Annotated in this window: 12 protein-coding genes; 7 read left to right on the forward strand and 5 right to left on the reverse strand. The window is 71.2% G+C overall.

Going from position 1 to position 16,310, the window contains the following annotated elements; translation table 11 throughout:
- Positions 1-148: 148 nt before the first annotated feature.
- Together ACIF8S_RS00255 and ACIF8S_RS00260 are read right to left on the reverse strand one after the other, a co-directional pair.
- Positions 149-820: a response regulator gene (locus ACIF8S_RS00255; protein ID WP_399997048.1), complete on the reverse strand. Its 672-nt coding sequence runs from the start codon at positions 818-820 to the stop codon at positions 149-151.
- Between the two features lie 62 nt (positions 821-882).
- A complete protein-coding gene (locus ACIF8S_RS00260; RefSeq protein WP_399996434.1) occupies positions 883-2,934 on the reverse strand; it encodes a sensor histidine kinase in 2,052 nt (683 codons plus the stop codon).
- 157 nt (positions 2,935-3,091) lie between these two features.
- On the opposite strand from ACIF8S_RS00260, the gene ACIF8S_RS00265 reads away from it, so the two are divergent.
- A complete protein-coding gene (locus ACIF8S_RS00265; protein ID WP_399996435.1) occupies positions 3,092-3,415 on the forward strand; it encodes a hypothetical protein in 324 nt (107 codons plus the stop codon).
- 72 nt (positions 3,416-3,487) lie between these two features.
- Here ACIF8S_RS00265 and ACIF8S_RS00270 read toward each other — a convergent pair whose 3' ends face one another.
- Positions 3,488-4,711 (reverse strand): trypsin-like serine peptidase, encoded by a 1,224-nt coding sequence (locus ACIF8S_RS00270; RefSeq protein ID WP_399996436.1) that lies wholly within the window; start codon positions 4,709-4,711, stop codon positions 3,488-3,490.
- Positions 4,712-5,197: 486 nt separating this feature from the next.
- Between ACIF8S_RS00270 and ACIF8S_RS00275 the strand changes: the two genes are divergently transcribed.
- Positions 5,198-7,168, forward strand: coding sequence for an ATP-dependent DNA helicase (locus ACIF8S_RS00275; RefSeq protein ID WP_399996437.1), 1,971 nt, complete (start codon positions 5,198-5,200; stop codon positions 7,166-7,168).
- A gap of 669 nt (positions 7,169-7,837) precedes the next feature.
- On the opposite strand, the gene lexA is transcribed toward ACIF8S_RS00275, so the two are convergent.
- Complete coding sequence (lexA, locus tag ACIF8S_RS00280) at positions 7,838-8,617, reverse strand: transcriptional repressor LexA (protein ID WP_024885652.1); 780 nt, start codon at positions 8,615-8,617, stop codon at positions 7,838-7,840.
- Between the two features lie 550 nt (positions 8,618-9,167).
- On the opposite strand from lexA, the gene nrdR reads away from it, so the two are divergent.
- From nrdR to ACIF8S_RS00295, 3 genes are all read left to right on the forward strand, one after another.
- Positions 9,168-9,725, forward strand: a complete 558-nt coding sequence (gene nrdR / locus ACIF8S_RS00285; protein ID WP_399996438.1) for a transcriptional regulator NrdR — start codon at positions 9,168-9,170, stop codon at positions 9,723-9,725.
- A gap of 166 nt (positions 9,726-9,891) precedes the next feature.
- Positions 9,892-12,786 carry a vitamin B12-dependent ribonucleotide reductase gene (locus tag ACIF8S_RS00290; protein ID WP_399996440.1) on the forward strand — a complete coding sequence of 965 codons (2,895 nt, stop codon included), beginning with the start codon at positions 9,892-9,894 and terminating at the stop codon, positions 12,784-12,786.
- Between the two features lie 170 nt (positions 12,787-12,956).
- Positions 12,957-14,081 carry a hypothetical protein gene (locus tag ACIF8S_RS00295; protein WP_399996441.1) on the forward strand — a complete coding sequence of 375 codons (1,125 nt, stop codon included), beginning with the start codon at positions 12,957-12,959 and terminating at the stop codon, positions 14,079-14,081.
- Positions 14,082-14,182: 101 nt separating this feature from the next.
- Here the strand turns inward: ACIF8S_RS00295 and ACIF8S_RS00300 are convergent, their stop codons facing one another.
- The gene (locus ACIF8S_RS00300) at positions 14,183-14,716 is read right to left on the reverse strand and encodes a TerD family protein (RefSeq protein WP_399996442.1); all 534 of its coding nucleotides are present in this window, start codon (positions 14,714-14,716) and stop codon (positions 14,183-14,185) included.
- A 155-nt stretch (positions 14,717-14,871) separates the two neighbouring features.
- Here ACIF8S_RS00300 and ACIF8S_RS00305 point away from each other — a divergent pair, with 155 nt between their 5' ends.
- Positions 14,872-15,477, forward strand: coding sequence for a YdbC family protein (locus ACIF8S_RS00305; RefSeq protein WP_150153380.1), 606 nt, complete (start codon positions 14,872-14,874; stop codon positions 15,475-15,477).
- A 128-nt stretch (positions 15,478-15,605) separates the two neighbouring features.
- On the forward strand, positions 15,606-16,274 hold the full coding sequence (locus ACIF8S_RS00310; protein WP_399996443.1) for a histidine phosphatase family protein: 669 nt from the start codon (positions 15,606-15,608) through the stop codon (positions 16,272-16,274).
- Positions 16,275-16,310 lie beyond the last annotated feature (36 nt).

Below are 16,310 nucleotides of genomic sequence, written 5' to 3' on the forward strand. Positions count from 1 at the left end.
GACGGGCCGCGCGGAAGGCGACAGCGGCTCGGCCTCTCGGGGGTTCCTTACGGGGACGGGCTGTGCCGGAGGGACCGGCCCGATGTCCCTGGACCGGAACCGGGACGCGCATGCGGTGGCGAGGCGCCGGACGGAGGCCCGGGGCGCGTCAGGAGGCGAGCGCCCCCGACGGGCGGATCAGGCCGCTCTCGTAGGCGAAGATGGTCGCCTGCACACGGTCCCGCAGGTTCAGCTTGCCGAGCACGGCGCTCACATGCACCTTCACCGTGCCCAGCGCCAGCCCCAGTCGGTCCCCGATCTCCGCGTTGCTCAGGCCCGTGGCGACCAGGGTCAGCACCTCACGTTCGCGGGACGTAAGGCTGTCCACGGCTGCCGTCGTCCCCGCGGGGACCGGTGCCCCCTGGGAGAAGGCGGCGATCAGACGTCCCGTGACCGCCGGCGCCAGGACACCGTCGCCTGCGGCGACGACCCGGATGGCGTGCAGCAACGCGTCCGGCTCGGAGTCCTTGAGCAGATAACCGGAGGAGCCGGCACGCAGGGCGTCGTAGACGTAGGCGTCCAGGTCGAAGGTGGTGAGCACGAGGACCCGGACCCGGCGGCTGTTCCGCGTGATGAGACGGGTGGCCGCCAACCCGTCCATGCCCGGCATGCGGATGTCCATCAGCACCAGGTCGGGTTCGAGCTCGGCAGCCATCGCCACGGCCGCCCCGCCGTCGGCCGCCTCTCCGACCACGGTGATGTCGGGTTCGGCCGCGAGGATCGCCGTGAACCCCGCCCGCACTATCGCCTGATCGTCCGCGACCAGCACACGGATGCTGATGGCACTTCTCCTCTCCTCGCCCACGAGGGGCCGCACACCCCCGCCGGGGGCCGTTCAACTGATCATTCTGCTACAGGGGAGCCGGAGCCGGATGCCGCGCTCGCCCGGTGCCGCTGCTGGGGGGCCTTGCCGGCGTCGAGGCTCCCCAGCAGGCCGCGCATGGCGGACAGGGTTGCCCTCGTCGCGGCGTACACGTCGTCCAGACTGCCCGCCGCGGCAGCGGAGATCATCCCGTCGGTCTCCCGGAGCACCGTCTCCCGCAGGCCGTCCGCCACCCTCCGCCGCTCGTCGTGGACCAGACCCCTCGTGCTCCACAGCACCGCCGAGAGAGCCGCCTCCCCGCGGTCCAGCTCCCGGCGGCGGCGCCTGTGCATCAGCCATCCCGCCAGCCACACGACGGTGCATCCCACAGCGAGGACGCTCAGCAGCGGGGCGAGGAGGAACGCCACGGTGAACGGATCGACGGGGTCCCCGAGCAGCCGGCCGTCGGCGGCGAAGGACGTCATGACGGCCACGGCGAAGGACAGGACGGCGGCGGGGACAGCCAGATACGTCAGTCGGGGACGAGGCCGGTACGCCGTCCCCGCGGCCGGCGGCCAGGCGTTCGGCGGGGGCCCGAGGACACGGCCGTACGCGGCGACCGCGTAGACGGCGGCCAGTTCCGCGCATCCGCCCCAGACGAGAGCGCTCGCGGCGGCCGGCGGCAGCACTCCGCTGCCGAGTGCCGCCGGCCACAACAGCGCCGTGGCACAGGTCGCCGCGAGCACCAGCCACGGAGCGCGGCGCCGCCCGAGCAGGGGCAGGGCGTGCACGGTCAGCAGCAGTGCGAGCAGCAGGCGGACCGGCGCCCCGGAACCGGCGCGGTCCGCCACCTCCAGGGCGGCGCCCACCGAGACCATGGTGACGAAGCCGAACACCGCCACGTCCGCGATCCGCTGCTCACGGGTGAAATCGCGCCGCCTGCCGGTGAGGGCCCCGCGTGCCGAGGACGGTTCGGGGAGCACGGCGTGCACGCGCCAGCCCCCGTCGAGGCGGGGCCCGGCGGTCAGCTGCCCGCCCAGCTCGGTGGCCCGCCGCCGCATCCCCGCCACCCCGCGTCCGGAGCCGATGTCCAGCCGGTCGCCGGCGGCACCGGGAGGCCTGCCGTTGTCGACCGTCAACAGCAGTGCGCCGTCCGCCCGTTCCGCCCGGACGGAGACCGGGGCGCCCGGTGCGTAACGCAAGGCGTTCGTCAGGGCCTCGCGGACGATGCCGTGGGCCGCCTCGGCCGCGGGTCCGGCGAGGTCGGGGGGCAAGGACACCGTGATGGGACGCCCCACCCTGCCGAATCCCGCGACGAGTTCCTCGATCGGCGCGGTCATCGGCCGGACGGCCGGCGAGTCGTCCGCCCGCATGACCGTCACCAGTCGTCCGAGGGCGGACCGGGTCGCCTGGGCGGTGCGGCTCGCGAAGGTGAGGGCGTCGGAGACCAGATCGGGTCTGCTGCCACCGAGTCGGCGGGCCGCCTCCACGGACACCACGACGGAGGTGAGGTGGTGTGCGCTGATGTCGTGCAACTCATGCGCCAGACGTTCCCGCTCGGCGACAGCCGCCCGCTCCTTCTGCCGCTCGGCGCGGGCCAGCCGCAGCCTTGACAGCCGTCGTTCGCCGCGCCGGTGCCGATGGCCCGCGCCGAGAGCGGCCGCCACCGAACAGAGGCCGACGGTGACGAACCAGTCGGGCAGGGAGGCGCCGCCGAACCCGTGCCGCGCGACGCTCGGCAGGAACTGGACGGCGCAGGCGACGGCGGTCGCGCCCAGGCCCCGGCCCCGGTCGCTCAGAGCGGTGACGGAGAACAGCGCCACCAGGACCGCCACCACGGTGACCAAGGCCAACGTGTCTGGAGGCAGGAGGAGTTGGACCAGGACGGACACCGTGAGGGTCCCGGCCAGGGCGACGAGCGGTGCCCGCCTGCGCTGTCCGAGGGCGAGCACACTGAGCGCCGTGGCGGTGAGAGCGGTGAGCCACGCGGTGGCTCCCGCAGCCGGTTCCGTCGCGCGTGCCTCGGCGGACCACAGGGCCGACTGGACGGCCGCCAGCAGGAGGGGCAGGAGCCAACGGCTGCTTCGAACCATTGACACAAGTGTAGTAGCGGGCACGGAAGTGCCTGGTGGAGGGCATGGAAGCGGTGCCGGGCCGACGCGGGCGAGGAGGGTATAGATCGCGCGGCCTAGGCGGCGATCGTCCTGGTGGTCGATGCCAAGGCAGGTACTTCGTCGAGATCATGGACGCATGGACCGAATCGATGTCATCACCGCGCTGGTCGCGTTCCTGGCCCTGGTCGCCGTGGCGTGGCGCAACCCGCTCAGGAACATGCCGCTGTGGGGGATCATCCTCCTGAGCTGTGCCACCTACCCGGCGGCCAAGGCGGTGTTCGCGGCCGTCACGCCGAGCGCGGGCTCCGTCGGGGCGTGGGCCGACTGGACCTTCACGCTCAGCGTGACCCTGCTGTTCGACGTGCTCCTCGTCTCCGCCTACCGCGGCCTGAAGACCCTCAAGAACGCACGCGCCGCCGACCGTCCCGCACCGACGCCGACCTCGTCGGCACGGCCGTGAACGGGCGACGTGGGCACCGTGCCGGTCTGCCCTGCCCCGGGTGCGCGGCGGCACCCGGGGCGGACGGTCCGGTCACCGACCGGCGAACTTCTCGCTGACCGCGTCGTACACGCCCTTGGCCTCGTCGCCGAGCCGCGGTCCGGCCAGCCAGCCGGACGTCACCGGGCCGATCGAGGTGTTGGACACCAGCGCCGGTTCCCCGTCGGAGCCCGTCGCGATCCAGCCTCCGCCGGAGGAACCGGCGGTCATGCTGCAGCCGATGCGGTACATCGTCGGGTCGGACGCGGTGAGCGACAGCCGGCCCGGCTTGTCCTCGCAGTTGAACATCGTCTGACCGTCGTACGGCGGCGCGGCCGGGTAGCCGATCGCCGTCATCTCCTTGATCTTCGGCACCGCGGGGGCGTTGAAGTCCACCGGCATGGCCGAACCGACCGTCTCCTCCAGCGACTTGCCGTCGCTGCCCTTCTCCGGCGTCACATGGATGACCGCGAAGTCGTAGGACGCGCCGTCACCGCCCGTGGCTCCCCCCTGCTCGATCCACTGGTCCGAGGTCTGGGCCCAGTCGCCCCACCAGACACCGTAGGGAGCGATCTGCTCCTTGGTGGCACCCTCGATCTCCTTGGCCGACATGCCCGAGTCGTTGTACGACGGCACAAAGGCGATGTTGCGGTACCAGCCGCCCTTCTTGCCCGCGTGCACGCAGTGGCCCGCCGTCCACACCATGTTGGACTTGCCGGGGTTGGCCGGGTCCTCCACCACGGTCGCCGAGCAGACCATCGTCCCCTCGGGCGAGTCGAAGAGCAGCTTGCCCGCGGTGGGCGCGTTCTCGTGGTACGACGGCGCCACGGCCTTCGCCTGCACCGGGTCCGGCGTCGGGTCGGTCACGCCCTGGTCGCCGGAGATGTCGTTCTCGTCGACCTCCGGCTGGTCGGGCTCATCGGCGTCCCGCATGCGGTCCGGGTCCCACAGTCCCTCGATGATCGGGTTGACGAAGTCCTGCGCCTCGCGCAGCCACTTGTCCTTGTCCCAGTCCTTCCAGGCGCCGTCCCGCCACTTGTCGAGATCGATCCCGTGCTCCTTGAGCCGGTCCGCGATGTCGTCCGGGATCTTGAGCTTGCCGTCGTCGGCGGCGGCCGTCGCGGAGGTGTCGGCGTTCGCGTCGGTGTCACCCGACTCGCAGGCGGTCGTGGTCAGGGCGAGCGCGGAGGCGAGCGCTACCGCCGCCAGGACGGGGGAGGTTCTCCGTGACCGCCTCCCCTCGTGACGAGCGGTGGACGACGGCCGTATGGATCGCATGATCTGAACTCCCCCTGGAATGAACGAATGTGGTGCTGCGGCCGTCTTCACGGGCGACCGGGACGGGTCGCCTGGCCGCTCCGACGGCTTTCGGGAACGGCATCACACACTAGGGGTTCGCTGTGGGAGCCGTCCGACGGAACGGCAACGGTTCGGCTACAAGGCGTCTGACCAGGCCGGTCGTGTGTGGGTCTCGTGGAGCGGGGGCTTGAGGGGTCGGGGCGTGGTGGCGGCGACCGTCCCCCCGGCGCCGCGCGGGGCACCCGTGGGGGTCGCAGCTGGAGCGGGGCCGGGGCGCCGGCGGAGCATGGCCGGGGCGTTCTCGGACTGTCGCGCGCCGGGCGCACGCGGGGCGGCGCCTCGGGGTACGGGGAGGCGCTTCGGGGGCGCGGGTGCCGCGTCCGGCGAGCGCCGGGCGCCGGGAGCCCCCGCCGCCCTCGGCGTCCGCGCACGTTTGTCGGTGGGGGGCCGTAGGGTGGTCGCGCTATGACGAAGCCCTCACTCCCCGAACTCCTGCATGCTGCCGTCACTGCCGTCGGCGGCACGGAGCGCCCCGGTCAGGTGGCCATGGCCGAAGCCGTCGCCGAGGCGATCGACGACGGCGCCCATCTGCTCGTCCAGGCCGGCACCGGCACCGGTAAGTCCCTGGGCTACCTGGTGCCCGCGCTCGCGCACGGGGAGAGAGTCGTCGTGGCCACGGCGACCCTGGCGCTCCAGCGCCAGCTGGTGGAGCGGGACCTTCCGCGCACGGTGGACGCGCTTCACCCGCTGCTGCGCCGCCGCCCGGAGTTCGCGATGCTCAAGGGCCGCTCGAACTACCTGTGCCTGCACCGGCTGCACGAGGGTGTGCCGCAGGACGAGGAGGAGGGCCTCTTCGACCAGTTCGAGGCGGCCGCGCCCACCAGCAAACTGGGTCAGGACCTGCTGCGGCTGCGCGACTGGTCGGACGAGACGGAGACCGGCGACCGGGACGACCTCACCCCGGGCGTCTCCGACCGGGCCTGGTCGCAGGTGTCGGTGTCCTCGCGGGAGTGCCTGGGCGCCACGAAGTGCGCGTACGGCGCGGAGTGCTTCGCGGAGGCGGCCCGCGAGCGCGCCAAGCTCGCCGAGGTGATCGTCACCAACCACGCGCTGCTCGCGATCGACGCCATCGAGGGCGCGCCGGTGCTGCCGCAGCACGAGGTCCTGATCGTGGACGAGGCGCACGAGCTGGTCTCCCGGGTCACCGGGGTGGCGACCGGTGAGCTCACCCCGGGGCAGGTGAACCGCGCGGTGCGCCGGGCGGCGAAGCTGGCGAACGAGAAGGCGGCCGACCAGCTGCAGACGGCCGCCGAGGGCTTCGAACGGCTGATGGAGCTGGCCCTGCCCGGCCGCCTCGAGGAGATCCCGGAGGACCTCGCCTACGCGCTCATGGCGCTGCGCGACGCCTGCCGCACGGTGATCTCCGCGATCGGCGGCACCCGCGACAAGTCGGTCCAGGACGAGGACGCGGTCCGCAAGCAGGCGCTCGCCTCGGTGGAGAGCGTGCACGACGTCGCGGAGCGGATCACCAACGGCTCCGAGTGGGACGTCGTCTGGTACGAGCGCCACGACCGTTTCGGCGCCTCGCTGCGGGTGGCGCCCATGTCGGTCTCGGGGCTGCTGCGCGAGAAGCTGTTCACCGACCGCTCCGTCGTGCTCACCTCGGCGACGCTGAAGCTGGGCGGCGACTTCAACGGCGTGGGGGCGTCCCTGGGACTCGGCCCCGAGGGCGCCGAGGGCGAGGACCTCCCGCAGTGGAAGGGAGTGGACGTCGGTTCGCCGTTCGACTACCCCAAGCAGGGCATCCTCTACGTCGCCAAGCACCTGGCCCGCCCCGCGCGGGACGGCGACCGCGCCGACATGCTGGACGAGCTCACGGAACTGATCCAGGCGGCCGGCGGGCGCACCCTGGGGCTGTTCTCGTCGATGCGGGGCGCCCAGCTCGCCGCGGAGGAACTGCGGTCGCGCATTCCCGAGTATCCGATCCTCCTCCAGGGGGAGGAGACGCTCGGCGAGCTGATCAAGAACTTCGCGGCCGATCCCCGGACGTGCCTCTTCGGTACGCTGTCGCTCTGGCAGGGCGTGGACGTCCCGGGCCCCAGCTGCCAGCTGGTGGTCATGGACAAGATCCCCTTCCCGCGTCCGGACGACCCGCTGATGAGCGCCCGCCAGAAGGCGGTGGAGGAGGCGGGGGGCAACGGCTTCATGGCGGTGGCCGCCACGCACGCGGCGCTGCTGATGGCCCAGGGCGCGGGCCGCCTGGTACGCGCCTCGGGTGACCGGGGCGTGGTCGCGGTCCTCGACCCCCGCCTGGCGACGGCCCGCTACGGCAGCTACCTGAAGGCGTCGATGCCGGACTTCTGGTACACCACGGACCGCAACCAGGTGCGGAAGTCCCTGTCGGCGATCGACGCGGCGGCGAAGCAGGCGGAGTAGACGGAGCAGGCGGAGTAGGCGGGGCCTGACCGCCCCGCCCTCCCCAGCGGAGGTGCGGCTCACGCTCCCGTCGACCGGGGGCGGGCCCCGGCTGCCGCCTGGGGGGTCGCTTCGCGTGGGCGGGAGTGCGGCACGGGTCCGCCCCTTGCCGCCGGCGGCACTCACCCGTCCTGGCGGGGAGATGCGGCCCCGGAAGCCGCTTCCAGCCGTTCAGCCAGCAGGGGGCCCAAAACCTGGCTCCACGGGCGCAGCTGTCCCGGCGCGGGCGCGAGGCATGCATCCCGGCGCGACAGCTCAGCGACCGGGTGCCTCCGGCGCCGTTCGCACGGCCTGGGGCGCGATCGGCCGCGGGAGCTGGAGACGGCGTCCCGGACAGTGCCGGGGGCGGCGGGCCGGGATCGGCCCCGCGCGCAGTTTTACGTCCCGTGAATGGAGCGATCCTCCGTGCGGGGTGCGAGGCGTGTATCCCGGTCCGACAGCGCGGAGGCCGGGTGCGGCGGCGCCGCCCGCACGGCTTCGGGGGCCCTGGAGGGCCTCCCGCTGGCTGCGGAGACCGGGGCTCCGCATACGGCGCCCCGGACAGTGCAGGACCCCGGAACCGGCGCAGGGGTTCCGGGGTCCGGTCGGTGGGCGGGGCGGGCCGGGGGCGGCCCGGCGTCCCGCCGGGGGTCAGACGCGGCGCAGTACGGCCACCACCTTGCCGAGGATGGTCGCGTCGTCACCCGGGATCGGCTCGTAGGCCGCGTTGTGCGGGAGGAGCCACACATGGCCGTCCTCCCGCTTGAAGCGCTTGACGGTCGCCTCGCCGTCGAGCATCGCCGCCACGATGTCGCCGTTCTCGGCGACCGGCTGGCGGCGGACCGTGACCCAGTCGCCGTCGCAGATCGCGGCCTCGATCATGGAGTCACCCACGACCTTCAGCACGAACAGCTCACCGTCACCGACGAGCTGCCGGGGCAGCGGGAAGACGTCCTCGACGGATTCCTCGGCGAGGATCGGGCCACCGGCGGCGATCCGGCCGACCAGAGGGACGTACGACGCGGCGGGCTTGCCCGCGGTGTCCGTCGGCTGCACGGAGGCGGCCTGGTCGGAGCCCCGCACCTCGTAGGCGCGCGGGCGGTGCGGGTCACGGCGCAGGAAACCCTTGCGCTCCAGCGCCATGAGCTGGTGCGCGACGGAGGAGGTACTGGACAGCCCGACGGCCTGGCCGATCTCCCGCATCGACGGCGGGTAGCCCCGGCGCTGCACCGAGTCCCTGATGACCTCGATGACCCGGCGCTGGCGGTCGGTGAGTCCGGAGCTGTCCGCCCGGATGCCGGGAGGTCGCCCCGGCAGGGAGCGCTTGTGCGCCTCGGGATTCGTGGCTTCGTTCATCGCATGCACCGGCTCGATGCGGCCCTGGGAGCGGTCCTGGGCAGTGATGGCGGCACTGTCTGCGGTGGTGGTCACGTCGGCCCCTCTCGATGGTCTCCCTGCAGCACAACGGTAGATGCTTTCGAAAGGTTGCGCCAAACACACGTTCGAGTGAAAAATCGCGAATTGCGGTACGCGTTCTTTTGCTGACGTGTATGGGTCGCCACGCTTCCTGCCGGACAAACGGGCCATTTGTTGTACTCTTCACCGCCGAGGTCCCCGCCGGGGCGGCGGCCTCGCGGCGTGCGGACTCAGTCTGCCATCGTGGGCCTCGCGGTGTGTGAAGCGGCCCCGTCCTCTTCCGGAGTGGCACGCCCCCTCCGCGTATCCGGCACGCCTTCTCCTCAGGGGGCAGCCCGACGGACAGAACTCCCGAGCCCGTCTTCCCCCTTCCGCGTGCGACACGCGTGCCAGCCTGAATGTATGAGCCAATCCCCACATCTAGTGGTTGGATTGCGGCAGCAGCCCAGAAGTTGTGGTCCCCCCGGTCTCCGAGGCCCCCGCGATCGCCTATGCTGGTGCTGCTTCGTGAGGCCCCTGAGGCCCGACGAGGCCATTGAGTCTGCTGTGAGGAGGGTTGGGATCCATGCACTGCCCCTTCTGCAGGCATCCCGACAGCCGTGTCGTCGACAGTCGTACGACCGACGACGGCACGTCGATCCGCAGGCGCCGCCAGTGTCCGGACTGCTCCCGTCGTTTCACGACCGTGGAGACGTGTTCGCTCATGGTGGTCAAGCGGTCGGGAGTCACCGAGCCGTTCAGCCGCACCAAGGTCATCAACGGTGTGCGCAAGGCGTGCCAGGGACGGCCCGTGACCGAGGACGCCCTCGCCCAGCTCGGGCAGCGGGTCGAGGAAGCGGTGCGGGCCACCGGGAGCGCCGAGCTGACCACCCATGACGTGGGACTGGCCATACTCGGCCCGTTGCAGGAGCTGGACCTCGTGGCCTATCTGCGGTTCGCGTCCGTCTACCGGGCGTTCGACTCGCTGGAGGACTTCGAGGCCGCGATCGCGGAACTCAGGCGGGCGGAGCGGCCCGCCACGGACGACGGGGGCGGCGACGGGGCCGCCCCGGGGAGCCCGGAAGACGACAGCGGACGGACGGGGACCACGCAGGTGCCCGCGCCCGCTCCCGCCGCCGGCTGAGCAGCGGTCCGGCCCCGGGCGCGAGACCTGGGGACCGGTTCGGCCGGCGGCGATGAGAAGACCTGTTGCGGGCAGGTGAGTGGGCGCCCGCAGCATCAGACAGAACACCGTGCCACGGGAACAATCGGGGCACTTCAGGGCGTTTTCGCCCGTACAGGGAGGCGGCATGACAGAGACGGCGAGCGGTCCGGCACGGAGTTCCCGAGCCAAGGCGACCAAGCCCGGCAAGGGACTGCGGGTCGAGCGCATCCACACCACCCCTGGAGTCCACCCGTACGACGAGGTGGCCTGGGAGCGCCGTGACGTCGTCATGACCAACTGGCGCGACGGCTCGGTCAACTTCGAGCAGCGCGGCGTGGAGTTCCCCGACTTCTGGTCGGTGAACGCGGTCAACATCGTCACCAGCAAGTACTTCCGGGGTGCCGTCGGCACCCCGCAGCGCGAGACCAGCCTCAGGCAGCTGATCGACCGCATCGTGAAGACGTACCGGAAGGCCGGCGAGGACAACAAGTACTTCGCCTCGCCCGCCGACGCCGAGATCTTCGAGCACGAGCTGGCCTACGCCCTCCTGCACCAGATCTTCAGCTTCAACAGCCCCGTGTGGTTCAACGTGGGCACGCCCCAGCCGCAGCAGGTCTCCGCCTGCTTCATCCTGTCCGTCGACGACTCCATGGAGTCGATCCTCGACTGGTACAAGGAAGAGGGCATGATCTTCAAGGGCGGCTCCGGTGCCGGCCTGAACCTCTCCCGGATCCGCTCCTCCAAGGAGCTGCTCTCCTCCGGCGGCAACGCCTCCGGCCCGGTCTCCTTCATGCGCGGCGCCGACGCCTCCGCCGGCACCATCAAGTCCGGTGGTGCCACCCGTCGCGCCGCCAAGATGGTCGTCCTCGACGTGGACCACCCGGACATCGAGGACTTCATCGAGACCAAGGTGAAGGAGGAGGAGAAGATCCGCGTCCTGCGTGACGCGGGCTTCGACATGGACCTGGGCGGCGACGACATCGCCTCCGTCCAGTACCAGAACGCCAACAACTCGGTCCGCGTGAACGACGAGTTCATGGAAGCGGTCGAGAAGGGCGGCAAGTTCGGCCTGCGTGCCCGCATGACCGGCGAGGTCATCGAGGAGGTCGACGCCAAGGCGCTCTTCCGCAAGCTCGCCGAGGCCGCGTGGGCCTGCGCCGACCCGGGCATCCAGTACGACGGCGTCATCAACAACTGGCACACCTGCCCCGAGTCCGGCCGGATCACCGCGTCGAACCCGTGCAGCGAGTACATGCACCTGGACAACACGTCCTGCAACCTCGCCTCGCTGAACCTGATGAAGTTCCTCAAGGACGACGGCAAGGGCAACCAGTCGTTCCAGACCGAGCGCTTCCAGAAGGTCGTCGAGCTGGTCATCACCGCGATGGACATCTCGATCTGCTTCGCGGACTTCCCCACCGAGAAGATCGGTGAGAACACCCGCGCCTTCCGCCAGCTCGGCATCGGCTACGCCAACCTCGGCGCCCTGCTGATGGCCACCGGTCACGCCTACGACTCCGACGGCGGTCGCTCCCTCGCCGGGTCCATCACCTCCCTGATGACCGGCACCGCCTACCGCCGCTCCGCGGAACTCGCCGCGATCGTCGGCCCGTACGACGGTTACGCCCGCAACTCCGACGCGCACAAGCGCGTCATGAAGCAGCACGCCGACGCCAACGGCACGGCCGTCCGCATGGACGACCTGGACACCCCGGTGTGGGCCGCCGCCACCGAGGCCTGGCAGGACGTGCTGCGCCTCGGCGAGAAGAACGGCTTCCGCAACGCCCAGGCGTCCGTGCTCGCCCCGACCGGCACCATCGGTCTGGCGATGTCCTGCGACACCACCGGTGTCGAGCCCGACCTCGCGCTGGTCAAGTTCAAGAAGCTGGTCGGCGGCGGCTCGATGCAGATCGTCAACGGCACCGTCCCGCAGGCCCTGCGCCGCCTGGGCTACCAGGAGGAGCAGATCGAGGCGATCGTCGCCCACATCGCCGAGAACGGCAACGTGATCGACGCCCCCGGCCTCAAGCCCGAGCACTACGAGGTGTTCGACTGCGCCATGGGCGAGCGCGCCATCTCCCCGATGGGCCACGTCCGCATGATGGCCGCGATCCAGCCCTGGATCTCCGGTGCCATCTCCAAGACGGTCAACATGCCGGAGACGGCGACCGTCGAGGAGGTCGAGGAGATCTACTTCGAGGCCTGGAAGCTGGGCGTCAAGGCGCTCGCCATCTACCGCGACAACTGCAAGGTCGGCCAGCCGCTCTCCGCGAAGACCAAGGAGAAGGAGAAGGCCGAGGTCACGGAGAAGGCCGAGGAGACGATCCGTGCCGCGGTCGAGAAGGTGGTCGAGTACCGCCCGGTCCGCAAGCGCCTGCCCAAGGGCCGTCCCGGCATCACCACCTCCTTCACGGTGGGCGGCGCCGAGGGCTACATGACCGCCAACTCCTACCCGGACGACGGTCTCGGCGAGGTCTTCCTGAAGATGTCCAAGCAGGGCTCGACGCTCGCGGGCATGATGGACGCGTTCTCCATCGCCGTCTCGGTGGGCCTCCAGTACGGCGTGCCGCTGGAGACGTACGTCTCGAAGTTCACCAACATGCGCTTCGAGCCGGCCGGCATGACGGACGACCCGGACGTGCGGATGGCGCAGTCGATCGTCGACTACATCTTCCGCCGCCTGGCGCTGGACTTCCTGCCCTTCGAGACGCGCTCCGCGCTCGGCATCCACTCCGCCGAGGAGCGCCAGCGTCACCTGGAGACCGGCTCCTACGAGCCGACCGACGACGAGGTCGACGTCGAGGGCCTGGCCCAGTCGGCCCCGCGCGCCCAGGAGCTGAAGGCGGTCGCCGCGCCGAAGGCCGAGACCGAGGCGGCCAAGCCCGCCCCGAAGCAGGCCCACACCAGTGCCGAGCTGGTGGAGATGCAGCTGGGCATCCAGGCGGACGCCCCGCTCTGCTTCTCCTGCGGTACGAAGATGCAGCGGGCCGGTTCCTGCTACATCTGCGAGGGCTGCGGCTCGACCAGCGGCTGCAGCTGACGCGATGCGCCTCTGAGGCGTAGATCTCCTGCCCAGGGCGGTGGAGCCGTTTTCCCGGCTTCACCGCCCTCGGCGTCCCGGCCGCCACCCCGCCCAGGGGCTTGCCGCCGAAACGCCCGCCGTGGAATGCTCCAGGCCATGATCAACAGAATCGAGTCTCCCGCGCGCCGGTGAGCGTCACGTCAGGGGCCGGGAACGCCGGTGCCCCCACCTCACTGTTCCAGCACGCGCTGCGGCTTCACCGACTGACGCCGGACGCGCCTCTCTTCCGTGGCGGGGAACCTTTCCCTGACGCCGAAGGGCGTCCTCGCCGCCGGTCGGGGCTTCCGTACGACTCCGAAGCCGGAGCCACCCGGGCCGTCGAGATCCTTTCCGCCCACTTCGCGGACGACCGCGCTCCGTCGTTTCGGCTGGTCCGGGAACTGCGCGATCTCCCGTTCCCCTACCGGAGCGACGAACGCATCAAGGCCGTCGCTCTGCAGGCACCGGCGGCCCGGGTCCGGGAGGCCGGTCGCCTGCTGGTCCGGCACGGGACCGAGCCCACCTCCGTCGCCGTCGGACTCGCCCTGCTCACCGAGGTCGCCACAGCGCGGGACATCCCCCTCATCCAGACCATCGGGCTCCTGTCGGCGCCCTTCGGTTCCGCGGCGGTCATGGCTCTCGACCGCCTGCCGGGCGGCGTCGAGGCACTGATCTGGCTGGCGGAGCGGGTGACCGTCTGGGGCCGGGTCCACGCCGTGAACCGGCTTCTCCGGCGCGTGGGCGACCATCCGGCCGTCCGGCCCTGGCTGCTGCGCAGGGCCGTCGACGGGGATCACCTCAACGCCTACTTCGCGGCCGAGGTGGCCCGGGCGACCGCGCTCCACGAAGTCGTCGCGCGGTCCGGGGACGACGCCGAGGTCGTGGACCACGCGGGGCGGCTGCTCCATGTCATGAAGCACTGCGAGGGCATGGGGACCTCACTCCGCCAGTACGAGCACGCGGTCACGGTGATGGAGGCCCACGCCCGCCACATCAAGGTCCTGGGGCCGACACCCGAGCGTTATTTCACGGCGGCGAGCCTCGCCCAGTACCTGAGCACGCAGACACCCGCCTGGTCCGACGACCTGGCGGTGAGCGCGGGATGGGAACGGCTTCGGATGTCGTACCTCGACCTCACCGACCGCGCGGACTGGTGCCACGTCGCGCGCGAGGGACTCGCGGCCGGGGACTGGCGGATGACCTGGCTGGCGGGCTCCATGGCACCCGAACTCGACCTGCGTGCCTTCCGGGACGGCCGGGACGGCGAGCCGTGATCGTGTGCCGGGCGTGACGCGTGGGGGAGTCCACGCGGGCGGTGGCGCCGGGGGCACCCGTGCCACCGCCCGCCGTGTACCGCTCCCCGCCGTGCCGTCGCTCAGGCCCGGTGGGCCGCGCCCATTTCGCGGGTGAAGTCCGCCGGGTCGCCGTCGAAGCCCTGGACACCGGGGCGGAACTCCCAGGGCCCGGACCCTTCCCGTACGAACTCGCCGACGATCGCGGCCGTCGCGCCCAGCACGCCACCGAAGTCGTCCTCGGCCAGGACGTCGTAGCCCTCGCGGATGCGCAGCCCCGGGCTGCCCACCCCGGAGAAGGTCCGCGGGGCCTGCGACTGCTGGATGACGACACCGACCAGCACGCGCCCGTACCGCTCGTCCAGGCGGTCCAGTTCCAACGTCATGACCTCGTCGTACCCGAAGCCCTTGCCGTCCTGGCTGTCCCGGTTGAGCGTGATGGTGCCGTCGGGGGAGCGACTGTCGAAGTGCACCACGTAGGCGGGTTCGCCGTTCGGGGCGTCCGCCAGGTAGGGCGCGGCGACGAGATCGAGGTCGGTGGAGGGCTCTCCCGTCGGACTCGGATCCCACCGCAGCGCGATTTCGACCTTGCTGATCCCCTTGTTGAGGCCGTTCACCCGTTGTCCCCTTCCTCGTGACCGTCCTGCCGGCACCCCAACTGCCGCGTTTTTCCGGCAGATTGTCCATCCTGCCATGCACGCGCCGCCGGGCGCCGGGGTGCGGTCGATGCGAGGGCCAACGGTGTCGAGCTCCCTGGCCTTACGATGGCGCGGTGCTGGTCAAGTGGATTCGCTGCACCGTGGTGGACCGTCGGGGGTTCGAGCGGGCGCAGCGGAAGTGGGCGGGGCTTCTGGGGGAGCCGGGGTTTCGCGCGCAGGGCGGAGGCTGGAGCCGGGGGCGGCCGGACGTGGCGCACATCTTCTCGTTCTGGGAGAGCCGCGCCTTCTACGACTCCTTCATGGCCCGGTCCCACGACCGGCTCGCCTCCTCCCAGGCCGGCACCTTCAAGGACGCCCAGGTCAGGCTCTTCGACCACCGTTTCGACGTGAAGACGGGCTTCGAGCCCCGCTTCACCGACGCCGATCTGATCAGGGTCGCGCTGTGCCGCGTGCACGAGGAACGCGCCGAACACTTCGTCCTCATGCAGGAGAAGGTGTGGAACCCGGCGATGGCCGGATCGCCCGGCATGGTGCGGGGCCTGTTCGGGGAGGCACCGGGCAGCGAGTACATGATCCTGTCGATGTGGCGGTCGGCCGCCGAACACGGGAAGTACCGCACCGAGCGCGTGGAGCGACTGGCGCTGCGGGCCCAGACGGAGGCGGACGTCGCGGCCCTCGCGGGGGACATCGTCGACATGGAGTCCGCCTGGACGGTGTGAGACCGACGAGGCCAACGGCGGATCGCGCCGTGCGGACCGGCGGGCGTACGGGACGAACAGGTGTGACATATGCCGTACGGAACCCGCACGAGTGCCCGAAGTGCCGTCACCCGATCTAGGGTTTTGGCATGGCACGACCACGGCGCATCGTCCTTGTCCGGCACGGTGAATCAACGGGCAATGTTGACGACACCGTCTATGAGCGCGAACCCGATCACGCCCTGGGCCTCACCGAGCGGGGCAGGAAGCAGGCCGAGGCGACGGGCGAGCGGCTCCGTGACCTGTTCGGCCAGGAGCGTGTCAGCGTCTACGTGTCCCCCTACCGCCGGACGCTCGAGACGCTGGGCTCCTTCGGTCTCGATCCGGACCGGATACGCGTGCGTGAGGAGCCGCGACTGCGCGAGCAGGACTGGGGCAACTGGCAGGACCGCGAGGACGTACGGCTGCAGAAGGCCTATCGGGACGCCTACGGCCACTTCTTCTACCGCTTCGCCCAGGGCGAGTCCGGCGCGGACGTCTACGACCGGGTCGGGGGCTTCCTGGAGAGCCTGTTCCGCAGCTTCGAGGACCCGGACCACCCGCCGAACGTCCTCATCGTCACCCACGGTCTGGCCATGCGGCTGTTCTGCATGCGGTGGTTCCACTGGACCGTCGCGGAGTTCGAGTCCCTGTCCAACCCTGGGAACGCCGAGGTCAGGATGCTCGTTCTGGGGGAGAACGGGAAGTACGCCCTTGACCGGCCGTTCGAGCGGTGGCGTGATCCGGAGTCCCACGGGATCACGGGAATCACCGGATGACGCGATCGGATCACCGGACGATCTGATCACCGGATG

The sequence above is a fragment of the Streptomyces sp. NPDC085937 genome (assembly GCF_044540535.1).
Lineage (GTDB): Bacteria > Actinomycetota > Actinomycetes > Streptomycetales > Streptomycetaceae > Streptomyces.